At 40.7% G+C, this 20,806-nt stretch carries 17 protein-coding genes; 15 read left to right on the top strand and 2 right to left on the bottom strand.

The features are described from left to right. The first annotated feature begins 5 nt into the window (after window positions 1–5). From ACFQZ9_RS13620 to ACFQZ9_RS13605, 4 genes are all read left to right on the top strand, one after another. A complete protein-coding gene (locus ACFQZ9_RS13620; RefSeq protein ID WP_498944276.1) occupies window positions 6–644 on the top strand; it encodes an amino acid ABC transporter permease in 639 nt (212 codons plus the stop codon). Beyond that, on the top strand, window positions 641–1,363 hold the full coding sequence (locus ACFQZ9_RS13615) for an amino acid ABC transporter ATP-binding protein (RefSeq protein ID WP_198310965.1): 723 nt from the start codon (window positions 641–643) through the stop codon (window positions 1,361–1,363). The genes ACFQZ9_RS13620 and ACFQZ9_RS13615 overlap by 4 nt, the downstream gene beginning before the upstream one ends. A gap of 203 nt (window positions 1,364–1,566) precedes the next feature. Continuing rightward, window positions 1,567–1,869, top strand: coding sequence for a hypothetical protein (locus tag ACFQZ9_RS13610; RefSeq protein WP_498944206.1), 303 nt, complete (start codon window positions 1,567–1,569; stop codon window positions 1,867–1,869). Between the two features lie 87 nt (window positions 1,870–1,956). Further along, window positions 1,957–2,865 (top strand): phosphotransferase, encoded by a 909-nt coding sequence (locus ACFQZ9_RS13605; RefSeq protein WP_498944205.1) that lies wholly within the window; start codon window positions 1,957–1,959, stop codon window positions 2,863–2,865. A 38-nt stretch (window positions 2,866–2,903) separates the two neighbouring features. On the opposite strand, the gene pepT is transcribed toward ACFQZ9_RS13605, so the two are convergent. Together pepT and ACFQZ9_RS13595 are read right to left on the bottom strand one after the other, a co-directional pair. Further along, on the bottom strand, window positions 2,904–4,136 hold the full coding sequence (pepT, locus tag ACFQZ9_RS13600) for a peptidase T (RefSeq protein ID WP_498944204.1): 1,233 nt from the start codon (window positions 4,134–4,136) through the stop codon (window positions 2,904–2,906). Between the two features lie 299 nt (window positions 4,137–4,435). Then, window positions 4,436–5,281 carry a nuclease-related domain-containing protein gene (locus ACFQZ9_RS13595; RefSeq protein WP_498944203.1) on the bottom strand — a complete coding sequence of 282 codons (846 nt, stop codon included), beginning with the start codon at window positions 5,279–5,281 and terminating at the stop codon, window positions 4,436–4,438. Window positions 5,282–5,587: 306 nt separating this feature from the next. On the opposite strand from ACFQZ9_RS13595, the gene ACFQZ9_RS13590 reads away from it, so the two are divergent. The 11 genes from ACFQZ9_RS13590 (at window position 5,588) to ACFQZ9_RS13540 (ending at window position 20,803) form a co-directional block, all read left to right on the top strand. Next, window positions 5,588–6,211: a TetR/AcrR family transcriptional regulator gene (locus ACFQZ9_RS13590; protein ID WP_498944201.1), complete on the top strand. Its 624-nt coding sequence runs from the start codon at window positions 5,588–5,590 to the stop codon at window positions 6,209–6,211. Between the two features lie 13 nt (window positions 6,212–6,224). After that, a complete protein-coding gene (locus tag ACFQZ9_RS13585; RefSeq protein WP_498944200.1) occupies window positions 6,225–7,103 on the top strand; it encodes an ABC transporter ATP-binding protein in 879 nt (292 codons plus the stop codon). A gap of 4 nt (window positions 7,104–7,107) precedes the next feature. Continuing rightward, window positions 7,108–7,905: an ABC-2 transporter permease gene (locus tag ACFQZ9_RS13580; RefSeq protein WP_498944199.1), complete on the top strand. Its 798-nt coding sequence runs from the start codon at window positions 7,108–7,110 to the stop codon at window positions 7,903–7,905. Window positions 7,906–7,917: 12 nt separating this feature from the next. Continuing rightward, window positions 7,918–8,718 carry an ABC transporter permease subunit gene (locus tag ACFQZ9_RS13575; RefSeq protein WP_498944198.1) on the top strand — a complete coding sequence of 267 codons (801 nt, stop codon included), beginning with the start codon at window positions 7,918–7,920 and terminating at the stop codon, window positions 8,716–8,718. A gap of 353 nt (window positions 8,719–9,071) precedes the next feature. Further along, a complete protein-coding gene (locus tag ACFQZ9_RS13570; protein ID WP_498944197.1) occupies window positions 9,072–12,614 on the top strand; it encodes an immune inhibitor A domain-containing protein in 3,543 nt (1,180 codons plus the stop codon). 122 nt (window positions 12,615–12,736) lie between these two features. After that, window positions 12,737–13,078: an ASCH domain-containing protein gene (locus tag ACFQZ9_RS13565; RefSeq protein ID WP_498944196.1), complete on the top strand. Its 342-nt coding sequence runs from the start codon at window positions 12,737–12,739 to the stop codon at window positions 13,076–13,078. Between the two features lie 167 nt (window positions 13,079–13,245). Further along, window positions 13,246–14,970, top strand: coding sequence for an ABC transporter ATP-binding protein (locus tag ACFQZ9_RS13560; RefSeq protein WP_498944195.1), 1,725 nt, complete (start codon window positions 13,246–13,248; stop codon window positions 14,968–14,970). After that, window positions 14,971–16,833: an ABC transporter ATP-binding protein gene (locus ACFQZ9_RS13555; RefSeq protein ID WP_498944194.1), complete on the top strand. Its 1,863-nt coding sequence runs from the start codon at window positions 14,971–14,973 to the stop codon at window positions 16,831–16,833. It begins immediately after the preceding gene. A 276-nt stretch (window positions 16,834–17,109) separates the two neighbouring features. Then, window positions 17,110–18,312, top strand: coding sequence for an MFS transporter (locus ACFQZ9_RS13550; protein ID WP_498944275.1), 1,203 nt, complete (start codon window positions 17,110–17,112; stop codon window positions 18,310–18,312). Between the two features lie 299 nt (window positions 18,313–18,611). Next, window positions 18,612–19,799, top strand: a complete 1,188-nt coding sequence (locus tag ACFQZ9_RS13545) for an ABC transporter substrate-binding protein (protein WP_498944193.1) — start codon at window positions 18,612–18,614, stop codon at window positions 19,797–19,799. 125 nt (window positions 19,800–19,924) lie between these two features. Continuing rightward, window positions 19,925–20,803: a branched-chain amino acid ABC transporter permease gene (locus tag ACFQZ9_RS13540; protein WP_198310953.1), complete on the top strand. Its 879-nt coding sequence runs from the start codon at window positions 19,925–19,927 to the stop codon at window positions 20,801–20,803. Window positions 20,804–20,806: the final 3 nt, after the last annotated feature.

The following is a 20,806-nucleotide window of genomic DNA, read 5'->3' as shown; positions in this document are numbered from 1 at the left end:
ATGGTATGGCCTTCTTGAAGGCCACCTGGATGACCATCTCGATTACGGTTATTTCTTTAGTGTTTGCCATGATTATTGGAGTGATTTTTGCCGGATTTAAAATTTCCTCTATAAAACTGTTAAACCGCGTGGCAGACATCTATATTGGCCTTATCCGTGGTACACCGTTAATTGTTCAAATCATGTTTTTATACTATGGAATTGCCAATATGGTCACGCTGGACAGCTTTACCGCAGGCGCGTTGGCATTGAGTATTCATACCGGTGCTTATATTGCTGAAATTTTCAGGGGAGCGGTGCAGTCCATTGACCGCGGTCAAATGGAAGCGGCGAGGTCGTTAGGGATGCCGTTGCCGCTTGCAATGAGGAGAATTATTTTCCCACAAGCCTTCAAGCGTTCGATTCCTCCACTCGCCAATCAGTTTATTATCAGCTTAAAGGATTCATCATTGGTCGCCTATATTTCTGTTACAGACCTATTCAATACGGCACTGACGGTACAAGGTGAAAACTATATGCCGTTTGAAACTTATTTCGTTGTCGGTTTTTATTATTTAATCATTGTGCTAATCTTTACATGGTTAGCAAACCGGGTTGAGAGGAAGCTAGATGTCAGTAAACCGAAGGAGGCAGCAGTAGCGTGATTGAAATTAAACATTTATCCAAGTCCTTCGGTGAACTAGAAGTCTTAAAAAATATTAATTTGCAGGTTCAAGAAAAAGAGGTTGTCGTGCTGATTGGTGCTAGTGGTTCTGGAAAAAGTACACTGCTTCGTTGTATGAATTTCTTGGAGACCGCGAATAATGGCGAGATTATCATTGATTCGGAAAAGGTTGACCATGGGAAATCCAATCTCAATAAAATAAGGGAAAAAGTCGGAATGGTTTTTCAACATTTTAACCTGTTTCCTCATAAAACCGTGCTTGAAAATATCATCGAGGCGCCAATCTATGTGAAAAAAGAAACGAAGGCCCAGGCAACTTCTAAGGCATTGAATCTTTTGAAAAAGGTTGGATTATCCGATAAGGCTAATTTTTATCCGGATCAGCTGTCAGGCGGGCAAAAGCAGCGTGTTGCAATTGCCAGGGCATTGGCGATGGAACCAAAGGTGATGCTTTTTGATGAACCAACCTCTGCACTTGACCCGGAGCTGGTTGGTGAAGTCCTTCAGGTAATGAAGGAATTAGCTGAAGAAGGCATGACGATGGTGATTGTCACCCATGAAATGGGATTTGCACGCGAAGTGGCAAGCCGGATTATCATGTTGGCAGATGGGAATATCATTGAAGAAGGGTCTCCAAATGAAATTTTTTCAAATCCAAAGCATGAGCGGACCCAGCGATTTTTAAACAAGATATTATAATGAGATTGCCCCTATTGGGGGCAATTTTTTTAATTTGCATATCTAAAAAAGAACGTAATAAATATAATATGAGGTTAAATAAAAAAAAGTAATGTCAAAAATCAGAAAAATAGCACTGATCCTTCCTTTTCTACGTTAATACGATGCCGAAAGTGATGTCGTGATTAGCCATTTGAATAGTCAAAATGGAGGGTGAGAAAAGGATGATTTTTAAAGAAATGGAGAAGTTTGAAGAGTTTTTATCGAGGTCTTTTGCGGATGGAGTCAATTTCCGTGAATTAAGGCTTTCACAGGATGAAGTTTCATTAGTAAAAAAAAGATATCCCAAAGCGAATGTTAAGCAGTGTCAGCCAATGGAATCTGTAGATGGCAAGACCTGGTATGAAATCAATCTTTTATTCCCTGTCGTTTCAAAGGACGAAACAGAGATTGAAGCTGTTCAAAGGGAAAACCGAAAACTGCGCCAAGAGCTTGAAGCTTTGAGAAAATCAGTGGCTCTTTTTTAAAATGGAAAGTCCAACAAATTTGTTGGGCTTTTTTTAATGAATTGCATTTGCCTGAATAAAATGTACTAAAAGTGAGTTGGAGGAACTATGGATCGCCTTAAAAGACTAGTCCTTTCGAATGGGACGTTAAACAGTGAAAAAATCTATAAGAGTGAGAAGCTTTACCAAGGAATGAATGGCAAATTTGTTGAGCGCTTTTATCTGTCTCCGACTGAAAGTTTCATTTTTAAGCCATTAACCAATAACGAGCAGTTAGGGAAAGAGGTTTGGGTGTATAAGTATGTCCTCCCCTCTTTTCCGGAGATCTATCCTAAACTGCTGGCTCATTCGGTTGCTCCGGAGCTCGATGAGAATTGGATGATTTTTGAGGATCTTGGATCACTTCGTCATGATTTTCGGGAGGAAACAGTTTTAGAAGTGGTTAGGCTGATGGGGGGATGGCACTCCCTATCTGTTGAAGGAATGGTGGGACTTCCTGTGATGGGGCTTAAACCGAAAATGGAGGACATTGTTTTAGAACTTACTGAGAAAAAGGTTTTGGTTCAGGGCTTGGGGATGGGTGAGATTTTTCCTCTGCTTGATAGGGTTAATTTTTCAAAAAGGCTCGTGTTATCACACGGAGATCTCCATATTGGCAATATTGCAAGGGCGGGTGAGAAAGTGGTGGTGCTGGATTGGGAGCATACCCACCTGAATGCACCCTATTGGGATTTGTATCATCTGCTTGATCTAGCTCATCCTATTTTTCCGAAGCAGGTACCTCATCCGTTTCGGGAGTTGGCTTTGAAAACCTATTGTGAGCATGCGGGAATAGCGGACGATGCTTTTATAAGGGAATACTACCTATTCTCCGCTGCGTTCTCGATTTGGATGTTGTTATTAATTCGAAGTGACTTGGATTCGGGGCAGAAAAAATGGCCGAGAGAGCAGTTGGAGGAGCAGTTCGAGGAGACGTTGGCTACTTTAAGGGATTGTATCGGGGCACTGTTGAAATGAAAAAAGCTAACCCTGTTGGTTAGCTTTTTTTCTATTTATTAAGCCTTTTTCTCAAAGCTTTGCGCAATTCCAACGATTACATTTACCGATTTTTCCATGTTATCGACGGAAATAAATTCATATTTCCCGTGGAAGTTTTCACCGCCGGTAAAGATATTTGGTGTTGGCAGCCCCATATAGGACAACTGCGAGCCATCGGTGCCGCCGCGGATTGGTTTAATGAGCGGTTTGATGTCCAGTGATTCCATTACTTCCTGGGCAATATCAACGATTTGCTTAACCGGCTCAATTTTTTCTCCCATGTTGTAGTATTGGTCATTCAGTTCAAGAAGAACATTGTCCTCGCCGTATTTTGCTTTAAACTCATTGATTAGGTTTGTAATGGTTGCTTTCCGATTGTTGAATTTTTCTCGGTCATGGTCGCGAATGATGTAGTATAGCTTTGTTTGTTCAACATCCCCATTGATTGAAATGAGATGATAGAAGCCTTCGTACCCTTCTGTGTACTCAGGTGCCTCTTTTTCAGGAAGTTTGCTATGTAACTCCATCGCGATTTTGGCGGAATTGACCATTTTGCCTTTTGCCGAGCCCGGGTGAATATTGGTTCCTTTAATGGTAATCTTCGCTGCGGCTGCGTTAAAGCTTTCGTATTCTAACTCCCCTAGCGGACCGCCGTCGACGGTGTAAGCATATGTAGCGTCAAATAGGGCAACGTCAAATTTATGCGGCCCTCTGCCGATTTCTTCATCCGGGGTGAACGCAACGCGGACCTTACCGTGTTTGATTTCCGGATGTTTGATTAAGTATGCCATTGCGGTCATGATTTCTGCCACGCCGGCTTTGTTGTCGGCGCCAAGCAGGGTTGTACCGTCGGTGGAGATTAATGTATGGCCTTTGTATTCTGGAAGGCTTGGAAAGTCTTTTGGTGATAGGACAACTTTTAGGGCCTCATTTAATGTGATGTCGCCGCCATCATAGTTTTCATGGATTTGCGGGTTGACGTTTTTGCCTGTGAAGTCTGTCGCAGTGTCGACGTGGGCAAGGAACCCGATCGTTGGTACGTCTTTTTCGGTGTTGGATGGAAGCGTTGCCATTAGATAGCCGTTTTCATCGATGCTGACTTCTTGCATGCCAATTGACTTTAATTCTTCTTCAAGCATGTGGAGCAAGGTCCACTGCCCTGGTGTTGATGGACAAGTGCTGCTGCTCTCATCAGACTGGGTATCAATTTTTACATAGGAAGTAAATCTTTCAATGATTTCATTTTTCATGTTTGTTTGCACTCCCTTACTGTTTTAGTACATGTTTATAATAGCACTTTCGTGAGGAGGATACACTTTTTTAAATTAGTCGATGTGCTACTCTCGGATGGACTGGTAATACTCGTGGATGAGCGTGAGATACTCTAGGATGGGCTAAGAATACTCGTGGATAAACGTGTGATACTCTCGGATAAGCCAAATATACTCTCAAAAGTGGAAGCTACTCTCGGATGGACAGTGAATACTCGTGGATGAGTGTAAAATACTCTCGGATAAGCTAAGAATACTCTCAAAAGTGGAGGATACCCTTACCTGACTTTGCTCAAATCCATAATATATGACCTATTTTTAAATGTTCCTTCAATATCCATATTGGAGCTTTGCAAAATTCGGGTAGCAGTATGGATATTGTCAATCTGCAAGAACTCCCTGCATTCTCGATTCGTAATGGTTCTTTTAAAAAGTAGAAACCATTCCTGTAAGTTCCTCACATGGGCCAAATGATCAGTGGCCTGACAATACGGACACCACCAGGTCCGTCGGTGTTTCACCATTCCAATTCTATCGCACACCTTACAAATTACTCCTGGACGAATATCGCTAAATGGAATTTGATATGTCTCACAGATTGGTTTAGGAATATAGCGGCAATGACTTTCTAAAAGTTGAGAAGAGAGCCAATCAAACGTACCATGATCCAATTCCTTCGCTTGTTGCGGGATGCTGTTAATAAAGGCGGGAATCGAACTGGGGAATAAGATCTTAGCCTTCGATGGCGGAACCAACACAATTTGTTTAGGATAAGCAAGGACCACTGCACCGTAAATCGGAATAGAAAAACCACGCGACCTAAACCAGGCAGTCAATAATTCACGATTTCGTTCCAGCTGAACGACAGGGCTTTCAAACCCATCCTTTTGGCCATTCTCTCTTGTGCGGATTAATTGTGGCGGATTTTCCCTAAACTCCAAACTTCCGCCAATATTCTTCGTTTCAAAGACTAACCCGTAAGAAGGAGTCATAAAATAGGTATCCATTTGGAATTTCTCATCTGAGCTGGGGGATAAATCGTGGAAAATGTGGTGGTCAAATGGAAACGAGTGTTTTCTAAAAATTTCAGCTACCTTTTCTTCTCCGCCAATTCCTGCCTCCACTGATGCCTGCTTACTAGATAAAACAGGCAGAAATGGATGGTTCGCAGCTAACCGATTTTGAGCAGAAATGACACCTGCAAGAGTAAGAGATGGGTCTCTTTCTTTTAATATAAATATATCTTTTCACCTCCATATATTCAGCCTCGTAAGTATCTTAGCATAACCCTCAAACCCATACTAAGCTTACAAAGAAAAGTTCTAAAATTTGTAAAAAATATCCGTTGACCACTATTGACCAAGTTGGTCAACGGGGTTACAATGTCATTGACTGATATGGTCAACGCAATAAGAAAGAGGGCAGCCACAATGTTTTCTAAATTTCTCAACCTAGATCAAGAAAAACAAGACCGAATAATCAATGCAGCCATAAAGGAATTCGCCCAGAAGGGATATGATAACGCCTCAACAAATGAAATCGTAAAAGATGCGGGGATATCAAAGGGCTTGCTGTTTCATTATTTTGGAAATAAGAAGCAAATGTTTTTATTTTTATTTGATCACTGCTACAAAATCATTGCTGATGAATTTTACAAAAAAATCAATTTACAGGAAACGGACTTTTTTAGCAGAATTCGCGGAGCAATCTTAATTAAGACGGAATTATTAAACCAATATCCAAACCTATTTAAATTTATTGAAGAGGCTTATCTGGATGAATCATCTGAAATCAAAATTGAGATTGAAAAAAAGGTAAAGGAACTAAATAACATCAATTTTGGCAAAATCTATGAGGGTATTGATTTTTCAAAATTCCGATCAGATATGGACATCCAAAAGGTCTTAAAAATTATTACTTCTACTTTTGAAAAACTGGGTGAAGAGGAAATGAATAAGGTAAAGCTGTCCCCCTCTCACCAAATTGATTTCGAAAGAATTCAGGTGGAAATCGAAGAGTATTTTGAGATCTTAATGAAAGCTTTTTACAAATAAGGAGGTTCACGCGATGAATGTGATTGAACTGAATAACCTAACAAAGACCTATGGCAATTCGCGAGGCATTACAGATATCAGCTTTCATGTCGAGGAAGGAGAAGTATTCGGTTTTATTGGGCCGAATGGAGCCGGAAAGTCAACAACCATCCGCACACTTCTTTCACTTATCTACCCAACAAGCGGCAATGCCACGATCTTTGGCAAGGACAGCGTGAAGTGTGCTCCGGAAATCAAAAAAGAAATCGGTTATTTGCCATCAGAGGTCTTTTATTACGACAACATGAAAGTCAAAGACCTCCTGAAGTATTCGGCAAGTTTTTATAAAAAGGATTGCAGTAAACGGATGAAAGAATTAGCTGAAATCATGGACCTTGACCTTAATAAAAAAATCGATGACCTCTCATTTGGGAACAAAAAGAAAGTCGGGATTGTCCAAGGGCTCCTTCATGATCCAAAGCTTATCATCCTCGACGAGCCGACAAGCGGGCTTGACCCGTTAATGCAGCAAAAATTCTTTGATTTATTAAAAGAGGAAAATAAAAAGGGCAAGACGATTTTGTTTTCCTCCCATATCTTGAGTGAAGTGCAAAAAATGTGCGACCGCGTTGCGATTATTAAAGAGGGCCGGCTTGTAAAGGTGGAAAAAATCAGCACCTTACGTGAAAACAATCATAAGAAGTTCAAGTTAGAAACCAAGGCCCCACTTACGAATCTAACAATCGATGGGGTCACGAATTTTGAGGTGAAAGACAATATCACTAGCTTCCTATACAGCGGCAATATCAACTTAATTTTGAAAAAGCTTTCGGAGTTTGAGCTTGAGAACCTTTGGATTGACGAACCAGATCTTGAGGAAATCTTTATGCACTATTATGAAAAGGAGAGTTAAAACGATGAATATCTTTCTCCATGAACTAAAGGCATATCGGAAATCGACGGTAATCTGGACACTTTCTTTAGCAGCGTTGATTGTTTTCTTCCTATCAATGTTCCCTGGCTTAACACAGGATGCGGATCAGTTTAAAAAGCTGCTGGAGAACTATCCCGAGGCTGTGCGGAGGGCACTAGGTGTTTCTCTTGATAGCATCACATCCTTATTAGGCTTCTATTCCTACGGTTTTACCTATGTGCTTTTGTGTAGTTCCATTCAGGCTATGAATCTAGGAACCTCGATATTGTCAAAAGAGGTTCGGGAAAAAACAGCTGATTTCCTGCTCACAAAGCCTGTTACAAGGAAGCAAATTGTCACAGCTAAACTATTGGCAGTAGTAGCCTCCTTGATCATTACGAATGTTATTTACATTGCCATAGCAGTCATTACGGCATCAGCCGTTAGTGAGGATTCATTTGATATCACGACCTTTTTGCTGATTTCACTAACCGCATTTTTAATAGAATTGATGTTTGTCGCACTGGGAATCCTTATTTCTGCTGTAATCCCAAAAATTAAATCTGTTTTGCCGATTTCACTTGGTACCGTATTTGGCTTTTATATCTTAAATATGTTAGGTTCAGTGATTGGAGAAAATGCGATTCGCTACCTCACCCCATTTAAGTATTATGAAACAACTTATATTATCAAACATTCAAGCTATGAAGTTTCCTTTATTTTCATTGAAATGGTCTTTATTTTTGCAGCGGTTGCCGCTAGTTATGTGATTTATTCTAAAAAAGACATTCATGCGGTATAAGGGGGTGTGGTCATGAATTTATTTTTTCGAGAAATGAAGGCAAATCGGAAGTCATTGATTATTTGGTGTTTTGGGATACTATTCATGGTTGTAGCCGGGATGGGCAAATATGAGGGGTATTCTTCATCATCAGGTCAATCGATTAATGAACTAATGGCGAGTATGCCGAAATCCTTACAGGCGATGATGGGCGTCGGAGAGTTAGACTTTTCAACCCCAATCGGGTTTTACGGGATGCTATTTGCGTACCTTCTTTTAATGGCTGCGATTCATGCGTTAATGATTGGCGCCACTATCATTGCAAAAGAGGAGCGTGACAAAACAACGGAATTTTTAATGGTAAAACCAATCTCGCGTCGAAGGATTATCACATTTAAGCTATTGGCTGCCCTTGTGAATGTAGTTATTTTCAATTTTGTCACGTTAGTTCTTTCTGTGGGGATGGTATCCAAATTTAATAAAGCGGGTGATCCGCTGGATGTAATCTATACCTTAATGGCAGGAATGTTTATGCTGCAGTTTATTTTTCTATTATTAGGTTCGACAATGGCCGCTGTTCTCAAAAAACCAAAACGGGCTGCATCTATCGGAACGGCTATTCTTTTAATCTTGTATCTTTTATCGATTTTTATCGATCTAAACCATAAGCTGGATGGATTAAAGTACTTGACCCCCTTTAAATATTTTGAGGCTAAAAAGGTAATGGCGGATGCATCACTTGACCCTATATATATGAGTGTGTCTATCGCAGCAATAGTCTTGTTAACGGCAGTTACCTATGTTTTCTATCAAAAAAGGGATTTGAATGTTTAAAGACTAAATCCCGAGGTTATTTTTATGGAGTCATTAAATTAAGAATGAATAAAGTGCTTATCCAACAACTGAATCTAAAAAACTACTAAATTAATCATTTCTTTAACACTCGGAAGAATTTCATCCGGGTGTTTTTTTAGCATTTTAGTGGGAGAAATAGCGGAAAAGGAAGTATTATAGCTAAAAATAATATCCAAAATTTACAAATTATCCGTAAATTCGCAGAGCTGTGATGATAAAATTCTATTTGATTAAATTAAAATCTACTGCTAAAGACCTATATTTGTAGATTTTAAAAGAATAAGAAAAGGAGAGGCATTTTTATTCATTTTAAAAAATGGGGGGATAGGTAAATGGTAAAGTGGAAAAAGGTGCTCGGTTCTTCCTTACTTTCAGCCGGGCTTGCGTTTAGTTCTTTTGCACCGGCAACATTTGCAAAGGAAGTAAAGGGGAAAAACGTTCAGCTGCAGAATCCTCATAATATGGAATTTAGCCAGCCAACCGGTAATTCAGGCAAATTACCTTTTCTTGACCAACATACAGGAGGCCCATTTGACGAGGGGCTCATAAATGAAGACAAAGTACTTAAGCTATTAATTAAGCAGGGAATTGTAGACAAGAAAGCTTCCTTAGAGGAACAGCACAAACAAATGTATGATTATATTTCTAAAAGGGCTGAAAAGGCAGAAATTAAAGGAACCAATCAGCAAGAAATCAAAAGAGTCCGGGCAAAGCTACAGGAAAAGAAAAAGTTAAAACTTAAACCTGCAGGAGCGCTGATAGTCGACAAAAAAGTAAATCCAAAAGTGTCTTCCGGCAAAAAGGTAGGACCAATTCAGGAAGAAAAATGGACGGGGACGGAAAGAAAAGATAAGGTATTGGTGCTCTTAATTGACTATCCAGACTATCCGCATAATAGCATTAAACCGGAAGACGGCTCCTTTTTATACTATAAGGACTATACTCAGCAACACTATCAAGATATGATTTTTGGTGATAATGGATATAGCGGTCCTGATGGTCAAAACTTACTCTCTGTAAAACAATATTATGAGCAGCAATCAGGCGGCAGTTATACGATTGATGGCCAGGTTTCTAAATGGTATACCGCAAAGAATCCGGCAGCCTATTATGGGGGAAATGATCCAGCACAATATGACAACGATAAAAACCCGCAAGCTTTGGTGTTCGAAGCCTTAACAGCAGCGGCTCAAGACCCGGCTATTAATTTAGCTGATTATGATAAGGAAGATCAATACGATCTGGATGGGGATGGAAACTATCGGGAGCCGGATGGGATTATTGATCATTTAATGGTCATTCACTCCGGTATTGGTGAAGAAGCCGGCGGAGGGGCGCTTGGTAATGATGCGATTTGGTCCCACAGCTGGGATTTAGGCCAACCGGTTAAGATTCCAAATTCAGATTTTTATGGATACACATATACCATTGAACCGGAAGACGGAGCCTCTGGTGTCTTTGCGCACGAGTTCGGTCATGACTTGGGCTTGCCTGATGAATATGATACGGCGTATACCAAGGATGGTGTTGGTGCTCCAACCGAATATTGGACGATTATGTCCTCCGGAAGTTGGGCCGGAACCATTCCAGGGACAGAACCGACAGGCTTTAGTCCCTATGATAAGGAATATTTGCAAGGAGTCATGCCTGGGTCAAACTGGTTTAAAAATACCGAGTATAAATTAACCGATCTTAAGAGTGAAAAGAACGTTCTTTTAGATGAGGCAAGTGTCAAGGGAACAAACCAGGACGGAATCAAAATTCAATTACCAGATAAGCCGACAAAAGTCAATACACCTGCAAGCGGTAAGTATGAGTACTTTAGTGGAAGTGGAAATAATCTTTTCAATGGTATGATAACCGCTGTGGATTTAACAGGAAAAACTTCTGCACAGTTAAAATTTAAAACCTGGTATAACATTGAACAAGACTTTGACTATGCCTATGTGGGAGTATCATTAGATGGGGTTAATTTTACTCCGCTAAGTGGGAACATCACAACCACTAGCAATCCATACGGTGGTAATTTTGGAAATGGGATTACAGGCGATTCAAAGGGCTGGAAAGATGCTGTGTTTGATCTTTCTGCACTAAAAGGGCAAAAGTTTTATTTAGTTTTTGCTTATGTTGCTGACCCATACGTTGCGATGCCTGGTCTTTATGCAGATGATATCCAGGTAATTGCAAATGGCAAGACGATTTTAAGCGATAACGCAGACGGAGCACAATCGCTGTTTGAGCTTTATGGTTTTACGAAAAATAAGGGTATCACATTAACAGATAACTATTATTTATTAGAGTGGCGTAACTATGCGGCTGCAGATGAAGCGCTGAGACATTTAACGAATGCATATGGTATAACGTATGATCCAGGTGCACTGCTTTGGTATGTAGATAACAAATATACTGATAACTGGGTAGGCGATCATCCTGGGGAAGGATTCCTTGGGGTAGTGGATGCCCATCAGAGTACAGCTGATTTTTACGATAGTGCTACAAATGCAGATCTTGGAGTAGTCCCTTACTCATTATTCCAAATTCAAGATGCAGCCTTTTCCTTAAGTAATACGGATCCTACCTATATTGATCTTTCACAATATGGGGCTCCTTATTATGTTGCCTTAAATGCACAGCCGGCTGTCAATCTCTTTGATGATGCAAAGGATTACAGCAATCCAGGCCTCATTTACGCCGGTCGCAATGTACCGAAATTGGGATTAAAAATCCAAGTTACGGACCAAGCAGAAGATAAGTCTGTTGGCACCGTTAAGCTGTCAGCAAATATTTCAGAATCTGTGGCATTAAATCAATTGAGCAAATCTGTTTATTCCAATAAAGCCGGATATAACAAAGTAACCATTTCCGGTAAAATAAAAGGCTTAGTTGGAAGCAGTTTGAAGTATGAGGTTCTTAACAGCTCCGGTAAAGTAATCACTTCCTTTACTGATACATTAACAGCGATGGATCAATCCTTTAATGAAACACTGACATTGCCTGCAAATACCCCAACTGGAAACTATGCAGTGAAGGTAACGGCAGGTTCAGCTTCTAAGCAAGTGTCCTTTAAAGTTGACAACGATGCACCAAAAGTAACGGCATCACCAAACGGCAGCACGACACCTGTAAAAGAGGCTCAGACAAAGGTTACGGTTTCAGATGCCAATCTTGGCACATTGGGATATGTTTGGTCACAGAGTACAAAGGCTCCATCTTCAGGTTATAAATCATTTACGAACGGGTCCGTTCTAAAACAGCCAGGTAAAAACGGAAAATGGTACCTATATGTCCAGGCCAAAGATAAAGTAGGGAATTCAACAACCTGGAAATCAAATTCCTTCAACCTGGATAGTGCAAAGCCAACCTTAACGATTTCGCCAAACGGCAGCACGAAACCGGCAAAATCGGTATCGCCTAAGGTAACGGTTAAAGACTCGAACCTCAGCAGCTATGGATATGCCTGGACGAAGAGTGCAGCTGCACCGAAATCAGGATATAAATCATTTAAAAATGGTTCAAAGCTAACCCTTTCAAAGGTGACTGGAAAATATTATTTGCATATTTATGCAAAAGACAAAGCAGGTAACACGTTAACCTTTAATTCCAAATCATTTGCTTTAGATAACACAGCACCGGCCAAACCACAAGTTGATAAAATCATTAGTAAAAATAAATTGGTTACCGGTCATGCAGAAAAAGGTACGAAAATCACGATTAAAGCAGGAAAGACCACTGTAACTGGCTATGTTAACAGTAAAGGGAAGTATTCGATTAAACTGAAAAATGCCTTAAAAGTGGGGACGACCGTTTATGTAACAGCAACAGATACAGCAGGAAATAAGAGCTCCGCAGCAAAGACGACGGTAAAAAAGAAATAAAATTATAAAATAGAAGGCAGGAACCAACTGGTTCCGCCTTTTTATTGAGATTTTGAGAGTGAACTTTTCTTATGGTTTCAATAATGCTAAAATGGAAAAATAATCTATGCAAGGAGGAAATGATGATGACAGAAAACAATGCATTACCACCAAAGACATGTACAATTGACCGCATGATAACGGTAGCGGAAGACGTACAAAAAGTACTTTCAGGAGAAAAAACAGCAACGCGCCGTAACGGACGTTATGCCGATCCAGGGGAAATCATGACACTAGAGGGCCGTGAATTTGTCGTCGAAAAGGTCTACTCGCAATCTCTGGGTGAATTAACTGATGACGATGCACGCCGCGAGGGCTTCAATTCCCTAGAAGATTATAAGCAATCGATTCTTTCGATGCATCCGGGAATGCCATGGCTTCCACAAATGCGCGTCTGGGTTCATGAATTCCGCCCTGCAGAATAAGTACATACTAAAAGAGACAAGCAACATTCCGTATACGCGGAGTGTTGTTTTTTAATTTGAATAATAGTAAGTCCTAAAATTTGTTTAACAACCCGTGGCCTCATTATAATATACGTATCTAAATTTGATACTTCCTACATTTCCAGCAATTAGAGGTGAACAATGTCGTGAAATTTTTAGGCAAATATATAAGGAAGTATTGGAAACTCTTTTTAACCGCCGTATTATTTCTAACCTTCGAAGCCATATGTGACCTGCTGCAGCCGACCATTATGTCCAAGATCATTGACGTTGGTGTCGCCAAACGGGATATTCATTATGTATTAAAAATGGGCGGCATTATGCTATTGGTTACGGCCTTTGGTGCGGTGTCTGCCTCTACGAGAAGTATCGTGGCCAGTACGGTTTCACAAAATTTTGGCGCCGAACTCCGATCGGATTTATTTAAGAAAGTACAATCACTTTCTTTTAAAAATATCGACCGCTTTGACCGCGCGTCGTTAATCACCAGACTAACCAATGACGTAAACCAAGTCCAAATCTTTGTAAACGGGCTAATGCGGATGTTCGTAAAGGCCCCCCTCCTTGCCATTGGCGGGTTAATTATGGCCTCACGGTTAAACCTTCGCCTCACGGTGGTCCTTGCGGTCGTGGTACCAATCGTTGGAGTGTTGATTGTGATGAATATGAGGCTCGGATTCCCTCTATTCACCAAGGTGCAAAAGGCATTAGACCGGGTGAACAGTGTAATGAGGGAATATTTATCAGGAGTCCGCGTGGTAAAAGCCTTCAATCGAATGGATGTAGAAATTGCTAAATTCACGAAGGCTAATCATCAATTTCAGGACCAATCGATTTCAGCGACAAGACTAATGTCTATTTTCGGCCCCTCTATCATGCTGACGGTAAATCTGGGGATTGTCGCGGTTCTCTGGCTGGGAGGATTAGGAGTCGAATCTGGCCATATTCAAGTCGGTCATATTATTGCATTTACCAACTATATGACACAAATTTTATTTTCATTGATGATGATCTCCATGGTATTTAATATGTTCGTTCGTGCCAAGGCCTCAGCCGGTAGGATTGGCGAGGTATTTCAACAGGAAGACTTCCAGACCTGGAAGGACGAAGTGAACGAAAATCCAATAGAAAAGGGCAGAATTGACTTTGAAAACGTCTCATTTTCATATGAGGGAGCAAATGAACCTGTTTTAAAAGATATTAATCTTACCTTCCTGCCTGGGGAGACCGTTGGGATTATTGGTTCGACCGGATCGGGAAAAAGTACGCTTGTCGGCCTCATCCCACGCTTTTATGATGTCAGCTCCGGGACCATCAAGGTAGATGGTGAAAATGTTAACGAGGTTGATCCAAAAAGATTGAGAGAAAAAATCGCGATTGTACCGCAAAAGACGATTCTTTTTACCGGCAGTGTTGCTGAAAATATTAAATGGGGTAAAGAGGATGCCAGTGACGAGGAAATTGAAGCGGCAGCTGTGATTGCCGGTTCCCACGATTTTATATCGGCTTCTCCAGAAGGTTACCAAACCATCATTGGCCAGGGCGGCGTGAATTTCTCCGGTGGACAAAAACAGCGGATATCCATTGCCAGGGCATTAATTAAAAAACCAGAAATTCTTATTTTGGATGATAGTACGAGCGCCGTTGATGTGGCAACAGAGGCAAAAATAAAGGAATCCTTGAAAAAATACGCAAATGGCCTCACTTGTTTGTTAATTGCCCAGCGGATTACCTCTATTATCGATGCCGATAAAATTGTTGTGATGGAACAAGGTAAGGTAGTTGGAATCGGAACACATGAAGAACTGATTCACGAATGCAAAGTCTATCAGGAAATCTTCCAATCGCAGATTGGCAAGGAGGTGGAGTAGATGACGAAGGAAACAGAACAATCGCGTCCCACCCCGCCGCTTCCCGGTCCAGGAGGACGGCCCGGCGGCTTTGGCGGTGCCCATAGAAGAGGGCCTGTTGTGAAGCCAAAGAATTTTAAGGGAACACTGAAGCGGTTATGGCACTATGTAGGCAAAGAAAGGAAAATGCTTTCATTCATTTTTTTATTTATTGTGATTGATTCTGTCCTTACATTAATTGCCCCTTACCTAATCGGAAGAGCAATTGATGCGATGAGCCTCCATAGCAGGGTTGATTTTGGATTGTTAGAAAAGACAGTCATTATTCTAACTTCTGCATATGTCGCCGATGCTGTTTTAACCTTTTTACAGGGCTGGTTGATGGCGGGGGTATCACAGCGGATAGTCAAAAGCCTAAGGGATGCTCTTTTCAGAAAGCTGCAAAAGCTCCCTGTTGCGTTTTTTGACACCAGAACACACGGAGAATTAATGAGCAGATTGTCCAATGATGTTGATAATGTCAGCAACACAATTTCTCAATCAACGACTCAGCTTATGTCCGGGGCAATTGTCATTATTGGGTCCTTAATTATGATGCTGGTTTTGAGCCCGATTTTGACCTTGGTAAGTTTAATAACGGTTCCGTTAGTTTTTTTGCTCACCAAAACGATTGCCAAAAAGACAAGTGTGTTATTTAAGGAACAGCAGATCCAATTAGGAAAATTAAACGGTCATATTGAGGAGACTATATCTGGTCTGCATGTTGTAAAAGCTTTTAACCATGAGGATAAGGTCATCGAGGAATTTGATGAAGTCAACACCAAGCTCCGTGAGGTCGGCCTTAAGGCGCAAATTTGGTCGGGATTCCTGATGCCGATTATGAACGTAATTAACAATTTAGGTTTTACACTTGTAGCGGTTGTCGGGGGAATTCTTGCCGTTAAAAGCTTGATTACCATTGGTGCAATTGCCAGCTTTATCACGTATTCCCGGCAATTTGTTCGTCCGCTGAATGATCTTGCCAATATTTTTAATATCCTGCAGTCTGGTGTTGCAGGTGCAGAGCGGGTTTTTGAAGTTCTCGATGAACAGGAAGAGCCTGAGGATATGCCTGATGCAGTGGATTTAATTCATCCGAAGGGCCATGTTGTTTTTGAAAATGTAAGCTTCGGCTATCGGGAGGATGTCCCGATTTTAAAAAATGTTCATTTTGTATCATCTGAGGGCAGCAGTACGGCACTTGTCGGACCGACCGGTGCAGGAAAAACGACGGTGGTGAACCTGTTAACGCGATTTTATGATGTGACGAGCGGCCGGATTTTACTGGATGGCCGAGATATCCGCGAATATACGAGGGATAGTCTGCGGCGATGCTTTGGTTTTGTACTTCAGGATACCTATTTATTCTCAGGGACGATTAAGGAAAATATCAAATATGGAAAACCGGATGCGACGGATGATGAGGTGGCGGCAGCCGCAGGGATGGCCAATGCGGATGGCTTTATCAGACGCCTGCCTAAGCAATATGATACGGTGCTTGCGGAGAATGGCGGTAATTTAAGTCAAGGCCAACGCCAGTTGCTTGCAATTGCTAGGGTGATATTAGCAAAACCTTCCCTGTTGATATTGGATGAAGCAACCTCGAGTATCGATACTCGTACTGAGCTTCATATTCAGGAAGCACTGTTAACGTTAATGGAGAACCGCACAAGCTTCATCATCGCCCACCGCTTAAATACGATTCGAGATGCTGATACCATTATGGTGATCGATCAAGGGCAGATTATTGAAAAAGGCAGCCACGATGAATTAATGAAGCAAAACGGAAAATACTATCATATGTTTTTCAATCAATTTAAAAATATCGAAGGAGCACTGGACTAACAGTGCTCTTTTTTATCTTGGCTTAGTTAAAGGTCAATGTTGATTCTTGAAACAACGTTGATTGGAGCCTGTATCTTAAAAAGCACACACAGCGTACGTTTCCAATGAAGCATCAATCATATTTTTAAAAAAAATGTAGTGACTGCTGTAAAGACACCTGTTAGAATACAGTTGGACTTATTAAAAGAATGAGGTATTGGAAATAGTAAAAATAATATTTAGATCAGGAGGGTCCAAATGATTAACGAGCAGGATGTTTTTAACAGAGGCGCTGCGATGAAAAACAAGGATGTCTCCAGCCGGAAATTGCTGACCATTGCCGGTACGGGCTGGATGTTTGATGCCATGGATGTGGGGATGCTTTCCTTCATTATCGCGGCCCTAAAAGTAGAGTGGAATTTATCCGCGGAGCAAATGGGCTGGATTGGCAGCATTAACTCCATCGGTATGGCAGTCGGCGCCCTTATTTTTGGATTAATGGCGGATCGGGTGGGCCGGAAAAGTGTTTTTATAATCACGCTATTATTATTTTCAATTGGCAGTGGTGCTTCCGCCTTTACCACAACGATCACCATGTTTTTAGTATTGAGGTTTTTCATTGGGATGGGTCTTGGCGGTGAGCTTCCGGTGGCCTCCACCCTTGTTTCGGAAAGTGTCCCGGTTGAAAAGCGCGGAAGAATTGTTGTACTGCTTGAAAGCTTCTGGGCAGTCGGCTGGCTGGTTGCCGCAGTTATTTCCTATTTTGTCATTCCGAAGTTTGGATGGCAGGTAGCATTACTGATTAGTGCAATTCCTGCCATTTATACTCTCTATTTACGCATGGGCTTACCGGATTCTCCACGTTTCACCGAAGTGAAAAAGAAAGAGAAAATTTCAGTATTTCAAAGCATGGCAAAATTATTTTCCAAGGAATATGGCCGCCAAACCACAATGCTCTGGGTTGTCTGGTTCTGTGTCGTATTTTCCTATTACGGAATGTTCCTTTGGCTTCCAAGTGTTATGGTCATGAAAGGCTTTAGTCTAATTAAAAGCTTCGAATATGTACTGATTATGACTCTTGCTCAGCTGCCAGGTTATTTTACCGCAGCATGGTTTATTGAAAAATTTGGCCGGAAATTTGTATTGGCCGTCTATTTAACAGGAACGGCGATCAGCGCTTATTTCTTTGGAAATGCTGATACAACAGCTTTATTAATGATTTCAGGAATTCTGTTATCCTTCTTTAATTTAGGTGCATGGGGCGGACTTTACGCTTACACACCAGAACAGTATCCTACCATTATCCGCGGTACCGGTACTGGGATGGCAGCATCCTTTGGTCGAATCGGCGGGGTGCTTGGACCGCTGTTGGTCGGCTATCTAGTGGCAGGAAAGACGTCCGTTTCCATGATTTTCACTATTTTTTGTATTACCATACTAGTAGGGGCAGCTGCTGTAGTGTTTCTAGGAAAAGAAACGAAAAGTAAAGTATTAGAATAATTTTTTTACAAAAGGAGAATTCCATTTCAGGAGTTCTCTTTTTTTTCACTCTTTTTTTGAAAAATATTTTTGAAATGACTTACTTTTACATTCCATATAAATTTTAACGCTTCACAGTGCGAAAATCGCAATTGGACAAAGGTTAGCCTGAAATATTTATTATTTTAAAAATTATTTTAAAATAACGGACAATAGTACTAGACGAAAGGAAAATAATTTTGTACAATGTTTTCAGAATATTAATTGTTTTAGAAACAGTAAGAAAACTAATGGAAAAAATATCTAGCAGGGGGTATACCATGAGAAAGAGGAAAGTAGCAGGTGTAGTTGCATCCTTTTTAGTTGCGGCTAGCGTAATGGCAGGCTGCAGCAGCAGTTCATCAACCAGCGGCAATGCTTCAAGCAGTGACAGTAAGACGATTAAAATCGGAGCCAACCTTGAGTTATCCGGCGGCGTTGCTTCTTACGGCCAATCGATTAAAGAAGGTATTGATCTTGCCATCAACGAAATCAACAAAAAAGGAATTGACGGCAAGAAATTACAGCTAGTAAGTGTTGATAACAAATCAGATGCTGCTGAAGCAACAAACGGCGCAATCAAATTAATTACACAAGATAAAGTATCAGCGGTTATTGGTGCAGCAACAAGTACAGACACCCTTGCACAAGTACAAATTGCTAATGATAATAAAGTACCTATTTTGACTCCAACAGGAACCAACCCTACGGTTACTGTTAAAGATGGAAAATTAAATGATTATGTATTCCGTACTTGTTTCATTGACCCATTCCAAGGTACTGTAGCGGCTAACTTCGCTTCCAATGAATTAAAAGTGAAGAATGCAGCAGTCCTTATTGATAGCTCAAGTGACTATGCAAAAGGTTTAGCGGCTTCTTTCAAAGATTTCTTTAAGAAAAATGGCGGCAATGTTGTATCTGAAGAAGCATATGTTGCAAAAGATACTGATTTCCATGCTACATTAACTCGTATCAAAGCGAAAAAACCTGACTTTGTGTTTATCCCTGGATACTATGAAGAAGTAGGCTTAATCGTGAAGCAAGCGCGTGAAATTGGTCTAAATGTACCAATGATGGGTGCTGACGGCTGGGATTCTCCTAAACTAGTAGAAATCGCTGGTGCGAAAGCATTAAATAACACTTACATTACAAACCACTACTCTTCTGGTGATTCAGATACAAAAGTACAAGAGTTCGTAAAAGCATTCGAAGCGAAGTACAATGGCAAAACTCCAGATGCTTTTAACGCTTTAGGTTATGACTCAGCTTACTTTATCGCGGATGCAATTAAGCGTGCAGGCTCTGGTGACCCGCAAAAAATCCAAAAGGCTCTTGCTGAAACAAACGATTTATCACTTGTAACAGGATCAATGAAGCTTGACAAGAACCACGATCCAATCAAATCAGCTGTCATTCTTGAGTACAAAGATGGTAAGCAAACATTTAAATCAAAGGTAAATCCTCAATAAGATGAAACGAAAATGAATAGGGAGATTCATGTCTCCCTATTCCAATTTAATAGACTTGAATTTGATAGATTCAGCACTTAAATGCGTTTTTGAAGTGGAAAGTCCTTTTAAAAGGAGTGTAATACATGGAAATAATACAGCAGCTAGTCAACGGTATTTCTTTGGGCAGTATCTATGCTTTAATTGCCTTAGGGTATACAATGGTTTACGGTATTGTAAAATTAATCAACTTTGCCCATGGAGATGTCTTCATGGTAGGAGCCTTTATCGGCTTTTATTCAATCACATTTCTTCATATGAATTTTTTCCTTGCTTTAATTATATCAATGGTAGTTTGTGCGATCTTTGGAGTTCTAATTGAAAGAATTGCTTATAAACCTTTAAGAAATGCAACAAGAATTGCCGCTCTTATTACGGCAATCGGTGTATCATTATTTATTGAGTATGGAATGATTTATATTAGAGGTGCGCAGCCAGCTGCATATCCTGACAATCTTGTTCCATTTAAAAGTTTAGAAGTATTTGGCGTGGAAATTAGCGGCCAGTCCTTACTGATCTTAGCTACATCTATTTTCTTAATGATCTTACTGCAATTTATCGTTAAGAAAACTAAAATTGGGAAAGCAATGCGTGCTGTTTCACACGATATGGATGCAGCGCGGTTAATGGGTATAAATGTAAACAACACAATTTCAGCAACTTTTGCAATCGGATCAGCCCTTGCAGGTGCAGCAGGTGTAATCTTTGGTATGTACTATACAAAAATTGAACCGTTGATGGGAATTATCCCTGGTTTGAAAGCCTTCGTAGCCGCTGTATTAGGTGGAATTGGAATCATCCCGGGTGCAATGGCCGGTGGTCTTGTCTTGGGTGTAATCGAATCGCTTGTCAGTGCGTTAGGTTTCTCCTTATGGCGCGATGGCGTTGCCTTTGTTGTTCTTATTTTAATCTTAATTTTCCGTCCGGCAGGGTTATTTGGTAAAAATGTCAGGGAAAAGGTATAGGGG

The sequence above is a fragment of the Neobacillus sp. GCM10027624 genome (genome assembly GCF_042675345.1).
GTDB classification, from domain to species: Bacteria; Bacillota; Bacilli; order Bacillales; family Cytobacillaceae; genus Neobacillus; species Neobacillus cucumis_D.
The sequence above is the reverse complement of the archived record's forward strand: the minus strand, read 5'-3'. Positions and strand labels throughout refer to the sequence as shown.

What these genes read in the sequence shown, in the direction of transcription:
- ACFQZ9_RS13620 (WP_498944276.1), top strand. Translation starts at nt 6, where the DNA reads ATGGCCTTCTTGAAGGCCACCTGGATGACCATCTCGATTACGGTTATT.
- ACFQZ9_RS13575 (WP_498944198.1), top strand. Translation starts at nt 7,918, where the DNA reads ATGAATTTATTTTTTCGAGAAATGAAGGCAAATCGGAAGTCATTGATT.
- ACFQZ9_RS13610 (WP_498944206.1), top strand. Translation starts at nt 1,567, where the DNA reads ATGATTTTTAAAGAAATGGAGAAGTTTGAAGAGTTTTTATCGAGGTCT.
- ACFQZ9_RS13605 (WP_498944205.1), top strand. Translation starts at nt 1,957, where the DNA reads ATGGATCGCCTTAAAAGACTAGTCCTTTCGAATGGGACGTTAAACAGT.
- ACFQZ9_RS13570 (WP_498944197.1), top strand. Translation starts at nt 9,072, where the DNA reads ATGGTAAAGTGGAAAAAGGTGCTCGGTTCTTCCTTACTTTCAGCCGGG.
- ACFQZ9_RS13565 (WP_498944196.1), top strand. Translation starts at nt 12,737, where the DNA reads ATGATGACAGAAAACAATGCATTACCACCAAAGACATGTACAATTGAC.
- ACFQZ9_RS13580 (WP_498944199.1), top strand. Translation starts at nt 7,108, where the DNA reads ATGAATATCTTTCTCCATGAACTAAAGGCATATCGGAAATCGACGGTA.
- ACFQZ9_RS13545 (WP_498944193.1), top strand. Translation starts at nt 18,612, where the DNA reads ATGAGAAAGAGGAAAGTAGCAGGTGTAGTTGCATCCTTTTTAGTTGCG.
- ACFQZ9_RS13585 (WP_498944200.1), top strand. Translation starts at nt 6,225, where the DNA reads ATGAATGTGATTGAACTGAATAACCTAACAAAGACCTATGGCAATTCG.
- ACFQZ9_RS13555 (WP_498944194.1), top strand. Translation starts at nt 14,971, where the DNA reads ATGACGAAGGAAACAGAACAATCGCGTCCCACCCCGCCGCTTCCCGGT.
- ACFQZ9_RS13550 (WP_498944275.1), top strand. Translation starts at nt 17,110, where the DNA reads ATGAAAAACAAGGATGTCTCCAGCCGGAAATTGCTGACCATTGCCGGT.
- ACFQZ9_RS13590 (WP_498944201.1), top strand. Translation starts at nt 5,588, where the DNA reads ATGTTTTCTAAATTTCTCAACCTAGATCAAGAAAAACAAGACCGAATA.
- ACFQZ9_RS13540 (WP_198310953.1), top strand. Translation starts at nt 19,925, where the DNA reads ATGGAAATAATACAGCAGCTAGTCAACGGTATTTCTTTGGGCAGTATC.
- pepT (WP_498944204.1), bottom strand. Translation starts at nt 4,136, where the DNA reads ATGAAAAATGAAATCATTGAAAGATTTACTTCCTATGTAAAAATTGAT.